The sequence below is a fragment of the Streptococcus sp. 116-D4 genome (genome assembly GCF_009731465.1).
In the GTDB taxonomy this organism is placed as follows: Bacteria; Bacillota; Bacilli; order Lactobacillales; family Streptococcaceae; genus Streptococcus; species Streptococcus pseudopneumoniae_E.
Window position 1 is genome coordinate 965,039 of the sequence record NZ_AP021887.1, and the last position, 20,049, is coordinate 985,087.

The 20,049-nt window shown below is 39.0% G+C and carries 15 protein-coding genes and 1 pseudogene; 9 read left to right on the forward strand and 7 right to left on the reverse strand.

The window, feature by feature from the left end; translation table 11 throughout:
* The first annotated feature begins 5 nt into the window (after window positions 1-5).
* From UKS_RS04900 to UKS_RS04935, 8 genes are all read left to right on the forward strand, one after another.
* The gene (locus tag UKS_RS04900) at window positions 6-470 is read left to right on the forward strand and encodes an NUDIX hydrolase (protein WP_001135770.1); all 465 of its coding nucleotides are present in this window, start codon (window positions 6-8) and stop codon (window positions 468-470) included.
* A 12-nt stretch (window positions 471-482) separates the two neighbouring features.
* Window positions 483-1,751 carry a dihydroorotase gene (locus UKS_RS04905; protein ID WP_156012020.1) on the forward strand — a complete coding sequence of 423 codons (1,269 nt, stop codon included), beginning with the start codon at window positions 483-485 and terminating at the stop codon, window positions 1,749-1,751.
* Between the two features lie 41 nt (window positions 1,752-1,792).
* On the forward strand, window positions 1,793-3,154 hold the full coding sequence (gene pdrM, locus UKS_RS04910; RefSeq protein WP_156012021.1) for a sodium-coupled multidrug efflux MATE transporter PdrM: 1,362 nt from the start codon (window positions 1,793-1,795) through the stop codon (window positions 3,152-3,154).
* A 153-nt stretch (window positions 3,155-3,307) separates the two neighbouring features.
* The gene (locus UKS_RS04915) at window positions 3,308-4,276 is read left to right on the forward strand and encodes a thiamine pyrophosphate-dependent dehydrogenase E1 component subunit alpha (RefSeq protein WP_156012022.1); all 969 of its coding nucleotides are present in this window, start codon (window positions 3,308-3,310) and stop codon (window positions 4,274-4,276) included.
* A 15-nt stretch (window positions 4,277-4,291) separates the two neighbouring features.
* A complete protein-coding gene (locus tag UKS_RS04920; protein ID WP_156012023.1) occupies window positions 4,292-5,284 on the forward strand; it encodes an alpha-ketoacid dehydrogenase subunit beta in 993 nt (330 codons plus the stop codon).
* 551 nt (window positions 5,285-5,835) lie between these two features.
* Window positions 5,836-6,879, forward strand: a complete 1,044-nt coding sequence (locus UKS_RS04925; RefSeq protein WP_156012024.1) for a dihydrolipoamide acetyltransferase — start codon at window positions 5,836-5,838, stop codon at window positions 6,877-6,879.
* Window positions 6,880-6,918: 39 nt separating this feature from the next.
* Window positions 6,919-8,622 (forward strand): dihydrolipoyl dehydrogenase, encoded by a 1,704-nt coding sequence (gene lpdA, locus UKS_RS04930; RefSeq protein ID WP_156012025.1) that lies wholly within the window; start codon window positions 6,919-6,921, stop codon window positions 8,620-8,622.
* 195 nt (window positions 8,623-8,817) lie between these two features.
* Window positions 8,818-9,807, forward strand: coding sequence for a lipoate--protein ligase (locus UKS_RS04935; RefSeq protein ID WP_156012026.1), 990 nt, complete (start codon window positions 8,818-8,820; stop codon window positions 9,805-9,807).
* Window positions 9,808-9,882: 75 nt separating this feature from the next.
* On the opposite strand, the gene xerS is transcribed toward UKS_RS04935, so the two are convergent.
* Complete coding sequence (gene xerS / locus UKS_RS04940) at window positions 9,883-10,953, reverse strand: tyrosine recombinase XerS (protein ID WP_156012027.1); 1,071 nt, start codon at window positions 10,951-10,953, stop codon at window positions 9,883-9,885.
* Between the two features lie 871 nt (window positions 10,954-11,824).
* Here xerS and UKS_RS04945 point away from each other — a divergent pair.
* A pseudogene (locus UKS_RS04945) lies at window positions 11,825-12,131 on the forward strand (IS3 family transposase); the annotation flags it as partial.
* 311 nt (window positions 12,132-12,442) lie between these two features.
* On the opposite strand, the gene UKS_RS04950 reads toward UKS_RS04945, so the two are convergent.
* The 6 genes from UKS_RS04950 to UKS_RS04975 form a co-directional block, all read right to left on the reverse strand.
* On the reverse strand, window positions 12,443-14,635 hold the full coding sequence (locus tag UKS_RS04950; protein WP_156012029.1) for a copper-translocating P-type ATPase: 2,193 nt from the start codon (window positions 14,633-14,635) through the stop codon (window positions 12,443-12,445).
* A 19-nt stretch (window positions 14,636-14,654) separates the two neighbouring features.
* Window positions 14,655-15,104, reverse strand: a complete 450-nt coding sequence (locus tag UKS_RS04955) for a CopY/TcrY family copper transport repressor (RefSeq protein WP_156012030.1) — start codon at window positions 15,102-15,104, stop codon at window positions 14,655-14,657.
* 358 nt (window positions 15,105-15,462) lie between these two features.
* Complete coding sequence (locus UKS_RS04960; protein WP_049495877.1) at window positions 15,463-17,013, reverse strand: ClC family H(+)/Cl(-) exchange transporter; 1,551 nt, start codon at window positions 17,011-17,013, stop codon at window positions 15,463-15,465.
* A gap of 16 nt (window positions 17,014-17,029) precedes the next feature.
* Window positions 17,030-17,809 carry a ribonuclease HII gene (locus tag UKS_RS04965; protein ID WP_049495874.1) on the reverse strand — a complete coding sequence of 260 codons (780 nt, stop codon included), beginning with the start codon at window positions 17,807-17,809 and terminating at the stop codon, window positions 17,030-17,032.
* Window positions 17,796-18,647 carry a ribosome biogenesis GTPase YlqF gene (gene ylqF, locus UKS_RS04970; RefSeq protein WP_049495872.1) on the reverse strand — a complete coding sequence of 284 codons (852 nt, stop codon included), beginning with the start codon at window positions 18,645-18,647 and terminating at the stop codon, window positions 17,796-17,798. The genes UKS_RS04965 and ylqF overlap by 14 nt, the downstream gene beginning before the upstream one ends.
* 188 nt (window positions 18,648-18,835) lie before the next feature.
* Window positions 18,836-20,014 carry a hypothetical protein gene (locus tag UKS_RS04975; RefSeq protein WP_156012031.1) on the reverse strand — a complete coding sequence of 393 codons (1,179 nt, stop codon included), beginning with the start codon at window positions 20,012-20,014 and terminating at the stop codon, window positions 18,836-18,838.
* Between the last annotated feature and the right edge of the window lie 35 nt (window positions 20,015-20,049).

The following is a 20,049-nucleotide window of genomic DNA, read 5'->3' on the forward strand; positions in this document are numbered from 1 at the left end:
AAAATATGCCTCAGTTAGCGACAATTTGCTACATTGATAACGGGAAAGAACTGCTCATGCTGCACCGTAATAAGAAGCCTAATGATGTCCATGAAGGGAAATGGATTGGTGTGGGTGGGAAGCTAGAGCGAGGTGAGACTCCTCAGGAATGCGCGGCGCGTGAAATCCTTGAAGAAACAGGGCTCAAAGCCAAGCCAGTTCTAAAAGGTGTGATCACTTTTCCTGAATTTACGCCAGATTTAGACTGGTATACCTATGTTTTTAAAGTTACGGAGTTCGAGGGTGACTTGATTGACTGCAATGAGGGAACGCTAGAATGGGTTCCCTATGATGAGGTTTTGAGTAAGCCGACTTGGGAAGGTGACCATACCTTTGTCGGGTGGCTTTTAGAAGATAAGCCCTTCTTTTCAGCCAAGTTTGTTTATGATGGGGATAAATTGTTGGATACCCAAGTCGATTTCTATGAATAAAGGAGAAAGCAGATGCTACTAATCAAAAATGGTCGTGTAATGGATCCCAAGTCTGGTTTGGATCAAGTGTGTGATGTCTTAGTTCAAGATGGGAAAATTATCAAAATTGCGCCTGAGGTCAAGGAAGAAGGAGCAGAGATAATTGATGCTACTGGTCTTGTAGTTGCTCCTGGCTTGGTCGATATTCATGTGCATTTCCGTGAACCTGGACAAACTCATAAAGAAGATATCCATACGGGTGCCCTAGCAGCCGCTGCAGGTGGTTTTACCACGGTTGTCATGATGGCTAATACTAGTCCAACCATTTCAGACGTGGAGACCTTGCAAGAAGTTCTCCAGTCAGCTGCCAAGGAAAAGATTAATGTCAAGACGGTTGCGACTATTACCAAGAATTTTAATGGGCAAGATTTGACTGACTTTAAGGCACTTTTAGAAGCTGGAGCTGTTGGTTTTTCTGATGACGGTATTCCGCTTGAAAGTAGTAAAGTCGTCAAGGAAGCCATGGAGGAAGCCAAAAAGCTTAATACCTTTATTAGTCTTCATGAGGAAGATCCAGGTTTGAACGGTGTTCTTGGCTTTAACGAAAATATTGCTAAAGAACATTTCCATATCTGCGGTGCGACTGGGGTGGCTGAGTACGCTATGATGGCGCGTGATGTCATGATTGCCTATGCAACTAAGGCCCATGTTCACATCCAGCATTTGTCTAAGGAGGAAAGTATCAAGGTAGTGGAGTTCGCTCAAGGTTTGGGTGCGCAAGTAACAGCAGAAGTAGCGCCACAGCATTTCTCTAAGACCGAAGCGCTCCTTTTGACACAAGGAAGCAATGCTAAGATGAATCCGCCACTTCGTTTGGAATCAGACCGTCGTGCCGTGATTGAAGGGCTCAAGTCAGGTGTCATCACAGTGATTGCAACTGACCATGCGCCACATCATGCAGATGAAAAAAATGTTGAGGATATTACCAAAGCGCCATCTGGTATGACAGGTTTGGAAACATCTCTTTCTCTCGGATTGACCTATTTGGTGGAAGCTGGTGAGTTAAGTTTGATGGAATTACTTGAAAAAATGACATACAACCCAGCCAAGCTTTACAAATTTGAAGCAGGTTACTTGGCTGAGAATGGTCCAGCGGACATCACTATTTTTGATGCTAAGGCTGACCGCCTTGTGGACTCCCATTTTGCTTCCAAAGCAGCTAATTCACCCTTTATCGGTGAAACCTTAAAAGGGCAGGTTAAATATACCATCTGTAAGGGACAAATTGTCTATCAAAACTAGGTGGGAGTCTGCTCTGTAAACAAAAAGAATAGAGAGCCTATATGTACCAGACCCATCATTTTAAAGACAAGTTTATCTTATTTTTAAAGATATTTTTCCCTATCCTGATTTATCAATTTGCCAATTATTCTGCTTCCTTTGTTGATACGACTATGACTGGCCAATACAATACTATGGACTTGGCTGGTGTATCTATGGCAACCAGTATCTGGAATCCTTTCTTTACCTTTCTAACAGGGATTGTGTCAGCTCTGGTGCCCATCATTGGTCACCATCTTGGTCGAGGCAAAAAGGAAGAAGTGGCGTCTGATTTTTACCAGTTCATCTATCTGGCCTTGGGCCTATCCGTGGTCTTGCTGGGGATAGTACTTTTCTTGGCACCACCAATCTTGAATCATATTGGGTTAGAAGCACCAGTGGCAGCAGTAGCGGTTCGCTATCTTTGGTTTTTATCTATCGGAATTATCCCCTTATTGCTCTTTAGTGTCATTCGTTCTTTACTGGATTCGCTGGGCTTGACCAAACTGTCTATGTATCTCATGCTTTTGTTACTTCCCTTGAATAGTGGATTTAACTACCTCTTGATTTACGGGGCCTTTGGTGTTCCAGAATTAGGAGGTGCTGGTGCTGGTTTAGGAACATCCTTGGCCTACTGGGTCTTGCTGGGGATTTCTGTTTTGGTTCTATTTAAACAGGAGAAGCTCAAGGCTTTACATCTTGAGAAACGCATTCCACTTAATATGGATAAAATCAAGGAAGGTGTTCGCTTAGGTCTTCCTATTGGGGGAACTGTCTTTGCGGAAGTGGCTATCTTTTCCGTGGTTGGCTTGATTATGGCTAAGTTTTCTTCCTTGATTATCGCTAGTCACCAGTCAGCTATGAACTTTTCAAGTCTCATGTACGCCTTTCCTATGAGTATCTCATCGGCTATGGCTATTGTCGTTTCCTATGAAGTGGGAGCTAAGCGATTTAATGATGCGAAAACTTATATTGGTTTAGGAAGATGTACGGCCCTCCTTTTTGCAGCCTTCACCCTATCTTTCCTTTACATTTTTAGAGGAAATGTGGCCAGTCTTTATGGTAACGACCCAGAATTTATCGATTTGACAGCGCGTTTTTTGACTTACAGCCTTTTCTTCCAGTTAGCAGATACCTTTGCGGCACCGCTTCAGGGAATTTTGCGGGGTTATAAGGATACCGTTATTCCTTTTTACCTTGGTTTGCTTGGTTATTGGGGCGTAGCAATCCCAGTGGCTATGCTATTTGATTCTCTAACAGATTTTGGAGCTTATTCTTACTGGATCGGTTTGATTATTAGCCTAATTGTGAGTGGATCGCTTTATCGTTGGCGTTTAACTGTGATTATAAAGAGATTTGAATCTTTAGAAAGAACTAAACCCTAAAAAGTTTGTGAAAAAATATTCTTAATAAGAAAAACCCTTATTTTCATTGGGTTTTCTTTTTTATTTTGTGAAATTTTATTTAGAAAAACTTTGACAGTATTTGTCAAAAGCGGTAAAATAGTAAGGGAAGAAGAAACTTAGAAAGGCAAGATTATGTCAACTTTAGATAAAAATCTTTTACTTGAGATGTTCCGTAAGATGGAAGAAATTCGTCGTATGGATTTAAAAATTGCTCAATTAGTAAAAAAAGGTAAAGTGCCAGGAATGACGCACTTTTCTGTTGGAGAAGAGGCGGCTAACGTGGGTGCTATGTTGGCTCTCAATCCAGATGATCTAATTACCTCAAACCACCGTGGTCACGGACAAGCTATTGCCAAAGGAATTGACCTCAACGGAATGATGGCTGAAATCCTTGGCAAATACACTGGAACCTGTAAAGGTAAAGGTGGTTCTATGCATATTGCTGACCTTGATGCTGGTAACCTTGGTGCCAATGGTATCGTAGGTGGTGGTATGGGAATCGCTGTTGGGGCAGCCCTCAGTCAGCAAATGCAACATACCGGTAAAATCGTTGTCTGCTTCTTTGGTGATGGAGCGACTAACGAAGGTGTTTTCCACGAAGCAGTAAATATGGCTTCTATCTGGAATCTGCCAGTTATTTTCTATTGCATTAACAACGGTTATGGAATCTCTGCGGATATTAAGAAAATGACCAATGTCAAGCATATCCATGAGCGTAGCGCAGCATATGGTATTCCTGGAATGTTTATCGAAGATGGTAACAATGTTATTGATGTCTACGAAGGATTTAAGAAAGCAGTTGACCATGTTCGTTCTGGTAAAGGTCCTGTATTGATTGAAAGTGTAACCTATCGTTGGCTTGGTCACTCATCATCAGACCCAGGTAAATATCGTACGCGTGAAGAAGTGGAATTGTGGAAACAAAAAGATCCAATCGAAAACCTCCGAAAGTACCTTGTTGAAAACAAGATTGCTAGTGCAGAAGAACTTGAAGAAATTCAAGCGCAAGTTAAGGAAGCAGTGGAAGCTTCTGTTAAATTTGCGGAAGAAAGTCCATTCCCACCGCTTGAATCAGCATTTGAAGATATTTACGCAGACTAAGGAGAAAGAGATAAAATGGAAACAAAAACAATGTCCTTCCGTGACACCATTATCCTTGCTATGTCTGAGGAAATGCGTCGCGATGAAAATGTACTCTTGATGGGTGAAGATGTAGGTGTCTTTGGTGGAGACTTTGGTACATCTGTAGGTATGCTTGAAGAATTTGGACCAGAACGTGTTCGGGACTGTCCGATTTCCGAAGCAGCGATTTCTGGTGCAGCTGCTGGTGCTGCTATGACTGGACTTCGCCCAATCGTTGATATGACCTTCATGGACTTTTCTGTTATTGCCATGGATAATATCGTCAACCAAGCAGCTAAAACTCGTTATATGTTTGGTGGTAAAGGTCAAGTGCCGATTACAATCCGCTGTGCCGCTGGTAACGGAGTAGGGTCTGCCGCACAACATTCACAATCATTGGAATCTTGGTTCACTCATATCCCTGGATTGAAAGTTGTTGCTCCAGGTACTCCGGCTGATATGAAGGGACTTCTTAAGTCTTCTATCCGAGACAACAACCCTGTTATCATTCTTGAATACAAATCAGAATTTAACCAAAAAGGGGAAGTGCCTGTTGATCCAGACTATACAATTCCACTTGGAGTCGGCGAAATCAAACGCGAAGGAACGGATGTAACTGTAGTAACATATGGTAAAATGCTTCGTCGTGTCATGCAAGCTGCTGAAGAATTGGCCGAAGAAGGTATTTCAGTTGAAATTGTTGACCCACGTACCCTTGTTCCGCTTGATAAGGATATCATTATTAACTCAGTTAAGAAGACTGGTAAGGTTGTTCTGGTAAACGATGCCCACAAAACAAGCGGCTATATCGGTGAAATTTCAGCTATTATTTCAGAATCAGAAGCATTTGACTATCTAGATGCACCAATCCGCCGTTGTGCAGGGGAAGATGTGCCAATGCCTTATGCACAAAACCTAGAAAATGCAATGATTCCAACAGTTGAAAGCATCAAAGATGCAATCCGTAAAACATATAACAAAGAATAAGTTTACATAAGATAATTTATGTAAAATAAATAAAGCTGACGAGAAACTTTGTATCTTTTAGGTGCAGAGTTCTTCGTCCCTAATATCTTAGATTAGAGCACGGGCTAAAGTCTGTGTGAAAAAGATAAACTTTCCTAGAAACTAAGGTTTCTTCTTCGAGTTTCCTATTTTCACTGTGACTTTTTACGCCCTTAGTATCTTATAATTGAATTCGGACGGAGGTCTGCGAAAAAAAGATAGATTTCCTTGTGTTCATGGAACACATCGTCAATCTCCTATTTTTTCATTGCCCTCTTCGTCCTTAATATCTTAGATTAGAGCACGGGCTAAAAGCTTGGAAAAAAGATAAATCTCCTTGGCTTCATCGAAGCCATCGTCGATTTCCTATTTTTCGGTCGCTTTTAAACGCCCTTTGCATCATGTAATTGAATTCGGACGGAGGTCTGTGAAAAAAAGATAGATTTCCTTGTGTTCATGGAACACATCGTCAATCTCCTATTTTTTCATTGCCCTCTTCGTCCTTAATATCTTAGTATAGAATAGGAGAGGTCATGGCTGATGATAAGCTAAGAGCGACTCCTGCAGCTAGAAAATTAGCAGATGATTTAGGGATAAATCTCTACGATATTTCTGGCTCAGGCGCAAACGGTCGTGTCCACAAAGAAGACGTGGAAACATTTAAAGACACTAATGTGGTTCGCATTTCGCCACTTGCAAAACGAATTGCCCTTGAACATAACATTGCATGGCAGGAAATCCAAGGAACTGGTCATCGTGGCAAGATTATGAAGAAGGATGTTTTAGCTTTCCTTCCGGAAAATATCGAGAACGAAACAATCAAGTCACCTGCTCAAATCGAGAAAGTGGAAGAAGTTCTAGAAAATGTAACTCCTTATGGTGAAATCGAGCGTATTCCAATGACACCGATGCGTAAGGTTATTGCTCAACGTATGGTTGAGTCATACTTGACTGCCCCAACCTTTACGCTTAACTACGATGTTGATATGTCTGAATTGCTTGCCCTTCGTAAAAAAGTTCTAGACCCAATCATGGAAGCAACTGGTAAGAAAATCACTGTTACAGACTTGCTTTCACTTGCCGTTGTTAAGACTCTTATGAAACACCCGTATATCAACGCTTCATTGACAGAAGATGGCAAGACTATTATCACTCACAACTATGTCAACCTTGCCATGGCTGTTGGAATGGATAATGGATTGATGACACCAGTTGTCTATAATGCAGAAAAAATGAGCTTGTCTGAGTTGGTAGTTGCCTTTAAAGACGTTATTGGACGTACCTTGGACGGTAAATTAGCTCCTAGCGAATTGCAAAACTCAACTTTCACCATCAGTAACTTGGGAATGTTTGGTGTTCAATCATTCGGTCCAATCATTAACCAACCGAACTCAGCAATTCTTGGTGTTAGCTCAACAGTTGAAAAACCTGTTGTAGTCAATGGTGAAATCGTGATTCGTCCAATTATGAGTCTTGGTTTGACAATTGACCACCGAGTCGTTGATGGAATGGCTGGTGCTAAGTTTATGAAAGACTTGAAAGCTTTGATTGAGAACCCAATCTCAATGTTGATTTAAACTATTTATTTTTAGAAATATAGATAAAGGAAGTAAGATATGGCCTTAGAAGTAATTATGCCAAAAGCCGGCGTGGATATGACAGAAGGACAAATCGTCCAATGGAATAAAAAAGTCGGAGAATTTGTAAAAGAAGGAGAAATCCTTTTGGAAATCATGACTGACAAAGTCAGCATGGAATTAGAAGCTGAAGAAGATGGTTATTTGATTGCCATTCTCAAAGGGGACGGGGAGACTGTTCCTGTTACTGAAGTTATCGGATATCTTGGTGAGGAAGGGGAAAACATCCCATCTTCTGGAGCAGCTGCACCAGAAGCTAGCCCAGCACCTGCAGCAAGTGCTTCAAACGATGAAGGTAAGAGCGATGATGCTTATGATATCGTTGTTATTGGTGGTGGACCTGCTGGTTATGTATCTGCCATTAAAGCGGCTCAATTGGGTGGTAAGGTTGCTCTTGTTGAGAAATCTGAACTTGGTGGAACTTGTTTGAACCGTGGATGTATCCCAACTAAGACTTACCTTCACAACGCTGAAATTATTGAAAATATCGGTCATGCAGCAAATCGTGGAATCGTGATTGAAAATCCTAATTTCACAGTTGATATGGAGAAACTTTTAGAAACTAAATCTAAAGTTGTTAATACTCTTGTTGGAGGTGTTGCAGGACTCCTTCGTAGTTATGGAGTTGATGTTCATAAGGGTATTGGTACTATTACTAAAGATAAGAATGTCTTGGTAAATGGTTCTGAATTGCTTGAAACTAAGAAGATTATCCTTGCTGGTGGTTCAAAAGTAAGCAAAATCAATGTTCCTGGTATGGAATCATCTCTTGTTATGACTAGTGATGACATTCTTGAAATGAATGAAGTACCAGAAAGCCTCGTTATCATTGGTGGTGGAGTTGTCGGTATCGAGCTTGGTCAAGCCTTCATGACATTTGGTTCAAAAGTTACTGTTATCGAAATGATGGATCGCATTGTCCCAGCAATGGACGCAGAAGTATCTAAGAACCTCCGTTTGATTCTTGAGCGTAAAGGTATGACTATCTTGACAGGTACTAAACTTCAAGAAATTCTTGAAGAAGATGGCAAACTTCGTATCAAAGTTGAAGGAAAAGATGATATCATCGCGAATAAAGCCCTTCTTTCAATCGGTCGTGTTCCAGACCTTGAAGGTATCGGAGAAGTTGAATTTGAGTTAGACCGTGGTCGTATCAAGGTTAACGAGTACATGGAAACTTCTGTTCCAGGTATCTATGCACCAGGTGATATCAACGGTACGAAGATGTTGGCTCACGCTGCCTTCCGTATGGGTGAAGTAGCAGCTGAAAATGCCCTTAAAGGAAATCACCATGTTGCTAAATTGAACTTGACTCCTGCAGCTATTTACACACTTCCAGAAGTAGCAGCAGTTGGGTTGACTGAAGAGCAAGCTCGTGAGAAATACGATGTCCAAATCGGTAAATTCAACTTTGCTGCAAACGGACGTGCCATTGCATCAGATGCTGCTCAAGGATTTGTTAAAGTCATTGCAGACAAGAAATATGGTGAAATCCTTGGTGTTCACATCATTGGTCCTGCAGCAGCAGAATTGATCAATGAAGCGTCAAGCATCATCGAAATGGAAATCACTGTAGAAGAAATGCTTAAGACAATCCACGGACACCCAACCTACTCTGAAGTGATGTACGAAGCATTCGCAGATGTTCTTGGAATGGCTATTCATTCACCTAAGAAAAAATAAATAAGTCTCTCTATAAAATTTACCTAAAGTAGTACGGACGGCAGCGACCTCTATTAGAGTTTCATGCCTAAAAATTGAGCCTTTTGTCTCAATTTTTCCGAGAAATGTAACGATAACACGTTACATTTCTTTTTACTACTTTAGAAAATTAGATTGCTATGAACAAAATTTAAAAACTAGATTTTTGGAAATACTATGAAATACATTATCAATCATTCAAACGAAACTGCCTTTAATATTGCTTTAGAGGAATATGCTTTTAAACATCTCCTTGATGAGGATCAAATTTTTATTCTTTGGATCAACAAACCATCAATCATTGTGGGACGTCACCAAAACACTATCGAAGAAATTAACCGTGATTATGTTCGTGAAAACGGCATTGAGGTAGTGCGTCGTATCAGTGGTGGTGGAGCTGTTTACCATGATTTGAACAATCTTAACTATACCATCATTTCAAAAGAAGATGAAAACAAGGCCTTTGACTTCAAGAGTTTCTCTACTCCTGTTATCAATACTTTGGCTGAACTTGGTGTTAAAGCTGTATTTACAGGTCGTAACGACTTAGAAATAGACGGTAAGAAATTCTGTGGAAATGCCCAGGCCTATATCAACGGACGTATCATGCACCATGGTTGTCTTCTCTTTGATGTTGATTTGTCAGTCCTTGCTAACGCGCTTAAAGTATCTAAGGACAAATTTGAGTCTAAAGGTGTTAAATCAGTTCGTGCTCGTGTAACGAATATTATCGATGAATTGCCAGAAAAAATCACTGTTGAAGAATTCCGTGATCTACTCTTGGAATACATGAAAAAAGAATATCCTGAAATGACAGAATATGTATTTTCAGATGAAGAATTGGCTGAAATCAATCGTATTAAAGATACTAAGTTTGGAACTTGGGATTGGAACTATGGTAAATCACCAGAGTATAACATCCGTCGTGGAACTAAATTCCCAAGCGGTAAGGTTGAAATCTTTGCTAATGTTATTGAGTCAAAAATTCAAGATATCAAGATTTACGGTGACTTCTTTGGTATCGAAGATGTTGCAGCTGTAGAAGATGTCCTTCGTGGTGTTAAATACGAACGCGAAGATGTTCTTAAAGCCCTTCAAACCATTAACTTAGGTCGTTATTTCGCAGGAATTACTGCTGAAGAAATTGCTGAAGCAGTAGTGGGATAAATCAAAAAGAAGTTGGGAATTCCCAACTTCTTTATTTTTGTAATATTGTTTACATAATTTATATTATGTTAGAAACTATAAGCTATCCAAAGCATTTTTTTGTTCATCATTGACAATATGGGTATAGAGGTCAGTAACTTGTGTGCTGGCATGTCCCAGTTGATGGCTTACTAAAACCTGCGATTTAGTAGCATCATAGAGCCTGGTTGCTAGCGTATGGCGTAGTTTGTGGGGAGTTACCCGAACTTTGAAGTCTTCCGAATACTTAGCTACCATCTTTTCAACACTAGAAGCATCGATACGGTTCGGAACCCCTCGATATAATGTTAGAAAGAGAGCTGTATCTGTTTTTTCTGTCTTATAACGTTTGTCGCGAATGGCAAGATATTGCTCTAAATAAGGCTTAGCAAAGGCAGCAACATTGACTGAGTCACGCTTTCCACCCTTACGAGTAATATCAATCACCATCATTTTGAGGTTGAGATCTCGAAGGTCAAGGTTAACTGCTTCAGAGAGACGGACACCAGAGGCAAGAAGGAGTGCAATAATGGCTAAATCTCGCTCTTTATTCTTATTAAAAGAAGATAGAGCGCGATTTGAGAGAGTTTTGGGGTATTCCTGGTCGATATAGTTAAGGAAACCTTCTGTTTCATCGCCTAAAAAGAGCTTTTGCTTGATATTCTCAGCCCGTGCAGCTAAAGTTTCTTTCTTTTTCTTGGTAGCGACCTTCTTCATAACATTGCGATAGAAATAAGGTTCTCCTTGTTCGTTTTCAACTTCCTCAGTCAAATACTTATAAAGACTAGAAAGCGCTGATAAAGTACGGTTAATGGTTGTTTGAGAGACACCATTTTTAGTTGTATTAGCATTAAGTAAAGGACGTTCACGTAAGTAAAGAATAAAAGATTCCATGTCTTTCTTTGTCATGTGCTCCAGAACGTCTAAAGGAATATTTGCCATGGTATCAGCATTCGATATACCAGATTCTAAGATCCAAGTAAAAAATCGATCGTATTCCTTTAAGTATTCGTACAAGGTCGTAAAACTGTATGGTACAGCCAGTTTCGATTGATAATATTCAAGAACATACCAGGGCATAACTTGTTTAAGTTTATCAATCCGTTCTAATAAGGTCTCGCGTTTCATGCTTTTCTCCAAATCTTTCTATACTAGTAGTATAGCATAGCTAGATACATTTTTCAAGAAAATTATAGTTTTTCGGAAAGATGTTATAGGGGAAATTTAGGAATGTTCAAATAAGCTATACAATTCTAAAAATAAACAAAAAATTTTTTTGAACTAATTATGGTCGATTTTGTACTTTATTTAAGTGAAAACTAAAAATTTTTCAAATGTACATTTTGGCAAAAAAAACACTCCAATATCAATTTAATGATTTTTAGAGTTGTTTTTAGCTTGTTTGATTTTAATATTTTATTACATCTTTAATCTAACAAAATGCTCCTGTTTTCTTCTTAAACCTTTGCAAATTGGGCAGCTTATTAATGAGCGCTTTTCATACTTAATTTTTTCATTAATTTTAAGTTTATACTGTTTCTTCCAGATTTGCCAAACTTCTTAATAATTGGTTCAATAAAAATATGTTCTTTAGGATAATTTTTAGATATTAAATAATTTATCGCATGAAGATGAGATTGATGATGATCCAAATAAAATGATTGCAATTTTCGAAAGTAAAGTATTAGGAACTTCTTAGACAGATTCTTGGAATAAAATACAAAAACTAGAAGTTAAGATGAAATGTAGCTACATAAATTTACATATACTGTTTAAATTATTAGAGAGTTTCAAAAATATAGAATAAGTGTAAACATCTTTTATTTCAAGTCTAAAAAAAGTTTCAGAGTCACTCAGACACTGCCCCCGTAAATTAGAATTAAATAAAAACACCTCCAAGTTGGATTTGGTACAATATAATCAAATGCTCATGGAGGTGTCTTTTTATGGTTAAAAACGTGTGGCCTATTCTGTCGATACAAAGAATAAAGTCGTAGAAATGAAATTACAGGGATATAGTACAAAAAAATAATGCAGGAGTTAAACATAAAAAATGAAACTCAAGTAGAAACATGGTTTAGATGGTATAAAAATGGAGAAACGCATCGTTTCCACCAACAGAAAGGAAAACAATATTCTTACGAAAAAGGAATGGCTGAACTTTCAGAAATCGATCAATTAAAATTAGAACTAAAAAGAAAAGAAGTTGAATTAGAAATATTAAAAAAATACAAGGAATTGGAAAGGAAGTGTCGCATCAAGTAGTTGTAAAGTTAGTGGAAGAATTGAAAGATAAATATGCGGTACATTTAATTTATTCTTGCTTTAGTGATACAGAAAAATATTTTAAAGCTATTTCAGGATACGACACATGTGGAGACGATGGTATTATTGTCAAGAAAATAGAATAACCAGCTACAAAACTGTCGAAATAGGTGGCTTTTAGGATTTTAAAAGAAATCAGTTCTATAATAAATTAAAAATCGTGTTGGTAGAAAAATCGTCTACTTCTACCAACACGATTTTACAAAGAGCCAGTACTTACATCTCTTTTTCTTCTGTAAAACTATTGTATATTGATACTTTAAGGAGTTTTCATCATTCAATCTGTTAACCGTTATTTTTTTGGATCTAAACGTAATAACATAGCATTAATGGCGACGATGACTGTTGACACAGACATTAGGATTGCTCCTAACGCAGGGCTTAATGTGATACCAATAGGTGCCAAAATTCCTGCAGCTAGAGGGATAGCTATAAAGTTATAACCAGCTCCCCAAAATAGGTTTTGTTTCATTTTACGAGTTGTTTTGTGTGCTAATTCAATGAATGATCCAATATCTCCTGGATTGGATTGAGTCAATATGACATCAGCTGAATCCAATGCAACTTGAGTTCCAGCACCTATAGCTATACCAACATCTGCTAAGGCAAGAGAAGGAGCATCATTTACACCATCACCTACCATGATAACTTTCTTTCCTTCATCTTTAAGTGTTTTAACTAACTCATATTTGTCTTGTGGAGATTGATTTGATCTATATTCAATCCCTAAATCTACTGCCGCGCCTTGAGCCGCTTTTTCATTATCACCTGTTGCCATAATTGGTTGAATATTGTTCTTTTTAAGAGCTTTAATTAACTCTTTACTCGTTGGTTTTAATTCGTCACCTAAAGCTACAGCACCAATGGCATCATCGTTTTCTACTAAGACACTAAGAGTTGCTCCTTTTGGAATATCCATATCAAGATTACGTCCATAGGCTTTTTGACTGATTAATTGGTAACGGTGCCCACCTGCTTTACCCTCTACTCCAGCACCGGAAATCACATCAATCGAATCAAAAGATGCTGGGCGTATATTTTGCTGCTCGGCGAAACTTATAATTGATTGAGCAATTGGGTGGCTAGATCCTCCTTCAATACCTGCCAATAAGGCAATGATTTCCTCTTTTGTATATTTGTCATTAAGAAGTTTTACATCTAATACTTTAAATTCACCAGTTGTTAAAGTACCCGTTTTATCTAAAATCATCACATCTGCATCTTGAGCTATTTCTAAGGCTTGGCGGTCTTTTACTAGTAAGCCACGGCTAGCTCCTAAGCTTGTGCTACGGGCGGTTACCAATGGAATAGCCAGACCCAATGCGTGCGGACAAGCAATAACTAATGTAGTAATAGTAAATATAACTGCCGTTGGTACATCTTCTATAGCCATCCACACTACAAAAGCAATTAGCGCGACAATAACAGCAATATAGAAGAGCCACCCTGCAACCTTTTGCGCAATATTTTCTGCTCTGGAAGGCTGACTCTGAGCTTGGCTGATTAGATTCTGAACTTGAGAGATGAATGATTGATCACCTGTCTCATTCACTTTAATATAAAGAACCCCTTCTCCATTTGTTGAGCCTCCGATTACTTCATCGCCAGGGCCTTTTTTTACTGCTTTTGACTCCCCAGTTAGAAGAGCTTCATTTAAACGTGATTCGCCACGCTCGATAATCCCGTCTGCTGGCACATTTTCTCCGGCTTGAACACGAATTAAATCACCTACCTTTAAGTCAGCAACTGGTCGTGTTTCAATTGAATCGTCTTCTAATACAACGTGAGCATCTTTCGGCACTAATTTAGCCAATTCTGCTTGTGCGTCTCCTGCTTCTCCAATAGCTTTCATCTCAATCCAGTGACCTAATAGCATGATTAATAGTAATGAAGCAAATTCAAAGAAAAAGTCCATCACGTGTTCACCCGTTACGTAGGTAATGATCACAGCATAAATACTATATAAATATGAAACACTTATACCTAAAGAAACGAGTGCCATCATTCCAGGTTTTTTTTGTTTAAATTCGTCAACTGCACCTTGATAGAATGGACGTCCACCATAAATAATTAATATAGTAGATAAAATAGCTACTACAATATCAGAATATGGAAAAGTAAACTGGAATGGTAGTTTAAATCCATGCAAAGGGGAAAAGAACATAATAATGATTCCTAGTGGCAATGACTTTAAGAAAAGTTCCTTAAAGCTTCCGTGATGATGGTGGGCATGCCCACTCTGCCCGCTATGATCATGTCCACTGTGCCCGCTATGATCATGCCCACTGTGTCCGCTGTGATTATGCCCACTGTGTCCGCTGTGATCATGTCCACAGTGCCCGCAGTGATCATGCCCAGCATGATGTACTTGATGTTGATCCTTATGGTCTCCATGTTCATCTGTGATTCCATGCTCGTGTTTTAACTTATCCATGTCGTCATAATCATGGTGATTATGGGACGAATATTTGTTGTCCTTATTCATTTTAAATTCCTCCTTATGCTTAATGATGATGTAAATGACAATCGCATTGTCCTTCTGGACAATTGCAATCCACTTCTTCTACTGCGAAAGATTTTTTCATCTCTAATATTTTTTCTAGTCGATCTATATCATCGAAGCTCAAAACATGATCTTTAATGATGCTTCCTATTACATTTCCGACTTTCTTATTGCAAATACGGTTAAAAATATCTTCTGTATAATCCCTTACGGCTTCTGTCTCTTCAATATTGGCAGTGTAAATAAACTTTCTACCTTCATGCTCTGTATTTAGTACGCCTTTTTCAACTAATCGACCTAAGATCGTTTTGATAGTGGATTGTGTCCAGTCCATTTTTTCTTGCAATACGGAAATGACTTTTTTACTAGTTACTCGATCATTTGCCCAAACTACACGCATGACTTCCCATTCTGCATATGTGATATAAGTATTAAATTTTATTGTGCTCATTTTCCTTTCCCCCTAGTTGTCTACAGATGTGAACAAATATGTTCGAAATAAGTTTACCATTGTAAACGAATTATGTCAAGTATTTTTAATAAATGTAAGCAACGCTTATAGCTTTTTATCTCTCCACTTCTATCCTATAATAATTTTCATATTTCTCTCTGCTTCTGTATATGGAGTAAGAGCATTTTTTACTACCTCAGATAAATTTGAAAGCAAGTTTATTAGAATACAATATAAAAACTCGATACCATTATTTAGGAATCGAGTTTTGATTCATATGACGAGGTCTCTCATTTTAATTACTAATTTTAGACCAACTATATACAAAACATAACATAAGTTATGTAAAAAAACAATTCTACAACAACAAATCTTTCACTTTTCCAATTTCACTTTTTGGAATAACCAGGTGGATCATATCACCGAGGTACATTCTGGTTGAACCGTTAACTGTTCGGCTCTTGCCATTATGGACTTGAGTTGTGATGAGGATGTTGTGTGGCAAATTGAGTTCGTGTACTTGTTTTCCTGCTATTTTATCTGAAACAGGGATTTCAATAAGTGTGACTTCTCCTTCATCTGACGCTACTTCTGGCAACATTTTTTCCAACATTGCTTCATAGACTGGAGCACCTTTGAGTAGGTCCATGATGATGTAGGCAACCAAGGTCACTAATCCCAGTGGCATGAGGTTGCGAATATCTCCTACCATCTCAGTTACGAGTATCATAGCAGTTAAGGGAGCTTTAGATATTGCTCCAAAATAGCCACTCATTCCCAGAATGACAAATATAGGAAACTGCTCTTGACTTACAAGTCCGATATTGACGCAAATAACACCAACTAGAGCACCAAGTAAAGAGCCGAGAGCTAAAATTGGTAGGAAAATTCCTCCTGGAAGGCCACTTCCATAGCTAATCATGCTCCAAACAAAGCGAATCAAAAAGTAAGCTAATAGAACTTGGAAACTATAATCTTGCTCAGTTAGGGAAAGGACCAGCTGATTTCCACCACCAAGAATTTGGGGTAAGAAAATTCCGACTGGAATGATAAGAAGAAAGGCTAGAATAGGATAATAGGCCTTATCCAGATGAATCTTTTGTCCAATCCAATCATATACTTTTTCAACGTTTAGAACGGCTTTCTCATAGAGAAAACCGGAAAGTCCAAGAAAAATTCCCATAAGCAAGTAAATCCAATACTGATCCAGGGTCATGAGTGGGATGTTGTCTGGCATGTCCAGTACGGGTGTTAAGCCAAATATGAGTAGAGAAACAAAGTTTGCTACGAGACTAGCTGCGAGAGTAGATACCCAGAAAAAGCGTGAAAAATGGTGATAAACTTCTTCTACCACAAAGAGAAGACCTGCAATTGGTGCATTAAAGGCTGCGGCTAATCCTGCAGCTGCACCACTAGCAATCAAGGAGCGTTCCTCTACTGGACTGGATTTAAGCCACTTGGCAATTCCCTTACCACCGACTGCTCCAAGTTGAATACTTGGCCCTTCACGCCCCAGCATAAGACCGCTAGCAATAGCAAGAATTCCTAGAATATATTTTTTCCAAAGAATTCTCCACCAGTTGAGGGTCATGAGACCTTTTAATTCGGCTTCGACTTGAGGAATCCCTGAGCCTTTAATATCTTTTTCTGACCGAGTTAATTTCGCACTGATCCAGCAGATGAATAGATAAAACAAAACCAGTACAAAAAGATTGCGCACTAGGTGCGCTTGATCTTGATAAAGTCCTTGTATCAGATGGAAGCCTTTTTCAATTAAGAAACGAAAGGATCCAACGATAATTCCAACAACGAGACCAACAATGATTCCTCGTCCAACTTGGGATAATATAGTGCTTGAGGCAAAGGCAAATTCTTTCTTGGAACTGGGTGTTTCTGATTGTTCTTCCATAAACATTCCTTCTAACTTAACTTTCTTTTTCTCCTGAAACCAGCGATTTAATGGGTTCAAAACTGGTTCGGTGAATTAGTGTAACTCCTAGTTTTTTCAGTCCTTCCAAGTGTTTAGCTGTTCCATAACCAGCATTAGCAGCAAAATCATAGCCAGGGAACTGCTGATCGTATTCCTTCATCAATTCATCACGTGTCACCTTGGCTACTATAGAAGCTGCTGCAATGGAGAGGGAATTCGCATCACCTTTGATGATAGATGTTTGTGAAATGGGCAAATCCAGTTTCATGGCATCTATCAAGAGATGATCTGGTTGAGGACTGAGCTGAGAGATTGCTTCCTGCATGGCTAGTTTGGTTGCTTCATAGATATTGACTTGGTCGATGACCTGATTATCCATGATACCAATGCCGATTGATAAAGCTTGGTCTTGAACTGCTTGAAAAATCTCCATATGTTTCTTTTTAGGAATTTTCTTGCTGTCGTTGAGGCCTTTAATCTTACAATTTTTAGGCAAGATGACGGCTGCGGCGACTACAGGGCCAGCTAAAGGGCCACGACCAACCTCATCAACACCAGCAATTAAGGTCAAACCTTGCTTATAAAGTTCTTTTTCGTAGGAGAGCATGGATTTCAAACGAATGTCTTCATCCAATTCAGCCTGAATGGCTTTTTTACGCTTGCTGATTTCTTTTTGCACTCCTGAGCGATTATCTTTTTCGAGTTCTAAAAAGATGGGGCTATCTATGTCTTTGACCGTTTCAAGGAGTTCTTTGATTTCTTTAATCGTCGCCATCGAGGTCTTCCAGTGTATCTAAGGTATAGTTACCGAGTTTGCCGTCGCGGACTTCCTTCACGAAGAGACTGTAGAATCGGTCATAGTCGTCTCTGAAACCAAGGGCACGGGTCATGTCCATAATAATAACAGGCGCATCTTCTTCAATTTTCATTTGTTTGAAGCGTTCAGCCAACTTTTCTGGATAACGTTCTTTGAAATAATTGAGGCCAAAAATAGTTACCTCATCCATAGGAAGCAACTGGTCCTTAATAGCTCCAGTCAAGGCCAACTTAAGCGCAACAGTTTCATCCTCAAACTTAGGCCAGAGAATACCGGGTGTGTCTAGGATTTCAAGGTCTTTATTGGTTTTGAGCCATTGTTGACCCTTGGTCACCCCTGGTTTGTTACCGACAACGGCAATTTTTTTACCAGCTAAACGGTTCATCAGAGTTGATTTACCAGCATTTGGAATCCCGATAATCATGGTACGCAAGGTTTCAATCTGAATCCCACGTTCTTTCTGGCGAGCAAGCTTATCAGCCATGAGCTTCTTGGCAGCATCTGTTACAACTTTTACAGTCACTTGCTCTTTGGAGTTGATAGCCAATGTCTGGATTCCCTGTGATTCAAAATACTGTCGCCATTCCTTGGTCATTGCTGGATCAGCCAAGTCTGCCTTGTTTAAAATCAAGAGTTTTGGTTTATCACCAACAATCTTGGTCAACATAGGATTTTGACTAGATAGAGGTAAGCGTGCATCCACCAAAATCGTCACAAAATCAACAAATTTTAAATTTTCCTGCACCTGTCGACGCGCTTTAGACATGTGACCAGGAAACCATTGAATAGTAGCCATAATATATCTCCTTCGGATTGAAAAAATTGTAAAAACGTTTTCTATCTTACCTTCTATTTTATCATAAATTTGCCTTTTTTGCACAAGCTTTTATTTGTAATAGCTACTTTATAAAGGAAGGCTGATTTTAAATCCACTTGATTTGTATATTAACTTTCTATAAAATTTGAAGACTTATATACAAAGTTTTAGATGAGTATTCGAGATAAAAATGGGATTATGCAATTTGTTAGGATTCCTTCTATCCAGCTTTCTTGTGCTGAGGAGAGATGATCTGCCTGGAGACTATCTTTTAGAAAATCACGGACTTGTTCTGGTGCAATTTCAAACTCAAAGGCTTTCATCTTATAGAAAAAGTCGAGCAGATGATCTGACAGGTATTCAGTTGAAAAGGGCACTTCTCCACTCTTTCGATATTCCAATAAGAGTCGAGAAAATCTGGATTTTTCTTCAGGAAGCTCACTGAAATAGGAATTGAGTAGCCAAATCTGCTTCTGCCTTTTTTCAATTGGATCCTGACTAGCTATTCGTTGGTCTTTTTCCAACTCTTTTTGGTATTGTTTGGCCTTGTTAGCCCTTTCTGCTCTATTTTTACCAAAAAGGATTTTCTCCCACTTGCGTTCTTCTTGAGTCAGGGTTTCTGTAAAGCCAAAGTAGTCTTGATAAGCACGCTCTGCCGGTCCCATGGCTAGGACTAGATTATCTGCATATTGCTTGGCGATTTTATCTCTCTTTTTACGCTCTTTCTCTGCCTTGATACGGAGTTCTTGCTCGTAGTCAATTTTCTCCTTACCTAGTTTGACAAGGTAGAGTTGGTCATCTGGTTTCCCAAGTAAAAAGGGTTTGATACACTTTTCAAGAACTTCTTCCATACGAGCCTTCTTCTTGGGCTCTGCCTTGGTCCAACTTCCTCCTTGAAAGACTTCTAGGAAAAGCTGGTAGTCTTTCTCAGGTGAGAACTGATTTCCACGATTGGGTTTAAAAACACCTTTTTCCCAGAGCCACTTTAGAAGACGCTCGTCAAAATCACTTTTATTGACCTTGATTTTTTCCTTTTTCTGGGCTTTTCTGGTTAGATTTTCAACCTTTCTGAGCAGTTTTTCTTCCTCTTCCAGTTGCTGGTCAAGGCTTAATCGATGAAAATGACGAACACAATCGCTACCAATCGGAAAGAGACGTTGGCCTGTGACGCCGTTAAAAAGTTCGTAAGCGTATTTGATAGCATTCCCACAGACACAATTACTACGACCGATACCATTAAAAATCAAGGAAACTTCATTCCATTCCTTGGTAGCTTGTTCCCAAGTATCAGCTTTTGAAGCCTGTAGCACGGCATCATGCAGGGATTTTCTAACTGGAAGTGTCATGGGATCTCCTTTCTAATACTCAATGAAAATCAAAG

Excerpts from the sequence above, each read along its gene's own strand:
- ylqF (WP_049495872.1), bottom strand. The coding sequence starts at position 18,647 with ATGGCTACTATTCAATGGTTTCCTGGTCACATGTCTAAAGCGCGTCGA.
- UKS_RS04950 (WP_156012029.1), bottom strand. The coding sequence starts at position 14,635 with ATGAATAAGGACAACAAATATTCGTCCCATAATCACCATGATTATGAC.
- xerS (WP_156012027.1), bottom strand. The coding sequence starts at position 10,953 with ATGAAACGCGAGACCTTATTAGAACGGATTGATAAACTTAAACAAGTT.
- UKS_RS04905 (WP_156012020.1), top strand. The coding sequence starts at position 483 with ATGCTACTAATCAAAAATGGTCGTGTAATGGATCCCAAGTCTGGTTTG.
- UKS_RS04920 (WP_156012023.1), top strand. The coding sequence starts at position 4,292 with ATGGAAACAAAAACAATGTCCTTCCGTGACACCATTATCCTTGCTATG.
- UKS_RS04900 (WP_001135770.1), top strand. The coding sequence starts at position 6 with ATGCCTCAGTTAGCGACAATTTGCTACATTGATAACGGGAAAGAACTG.
- UKS_RS04955 (WP_156012030.1), bottom strand. The coding sequence starts at position 15,104 with ATGAGCACAATAAAATTTAATACTTATATCACATATGCAGAATGGGAA.
- UKS_RS04960 (WP_049495877.1), bottom strand. The coding sequence starts at position 17,013 with ATGGAAGAACAATCAGAAACACCCAGTTCCAAGAAAGAATTTGCCTTT.
- UKS_RS04975 (WP_156012031.1), bottom strand. The coding sequence starts at position 20,014 with ATGACACTTCCAGTTAGAAAATCCCTGCATGATGCCGTGCTACAGGCT.
- pdrM (WP_156012021.1), top strand. The coding sequence starts at position 1,793 with ATGTACCAGACCCATCATTTTAAAGACAAGTTTATCTTATTTTTAAAG.
- lpdA (WP_156012025.1), top strand. The coding sequence starts at position 6,919 with ATGGCCTTAGAAGTAATTATGCCAAAAGCCGGCGTGGATATGACAGAA.
- UKS_RS04915 (WP_156012022.1), top strand. The coding sequence starts at position 3,308 with ATGTCAACTTTAGATAAAAATCTTTTACTTGAGATGTTCCGTAAGATG.
- UKS_RS04965 (WP_049495874.1), bottom strand. The coding sequence starts at position 17,809 with ATGGCGACGATTAAAGAAATCAAAGAACTCCTTGAAACGGTCAAAGAC.
- UKS_RS04925 (WP_156012024.1), top strand. The coding sequence starts at position 5,836 with ATGGCTGATGATAAGCTAAGAGCGACTCCTGCAGCTAGAAAATTAGCA.
- UKS_RS04935 (WP_156012026.1), top strand. The coding sequence starts at position 8,818 with ATGAAATACATTATCAATCATTCAAACGAAACTGCCTTTAATATTGCT.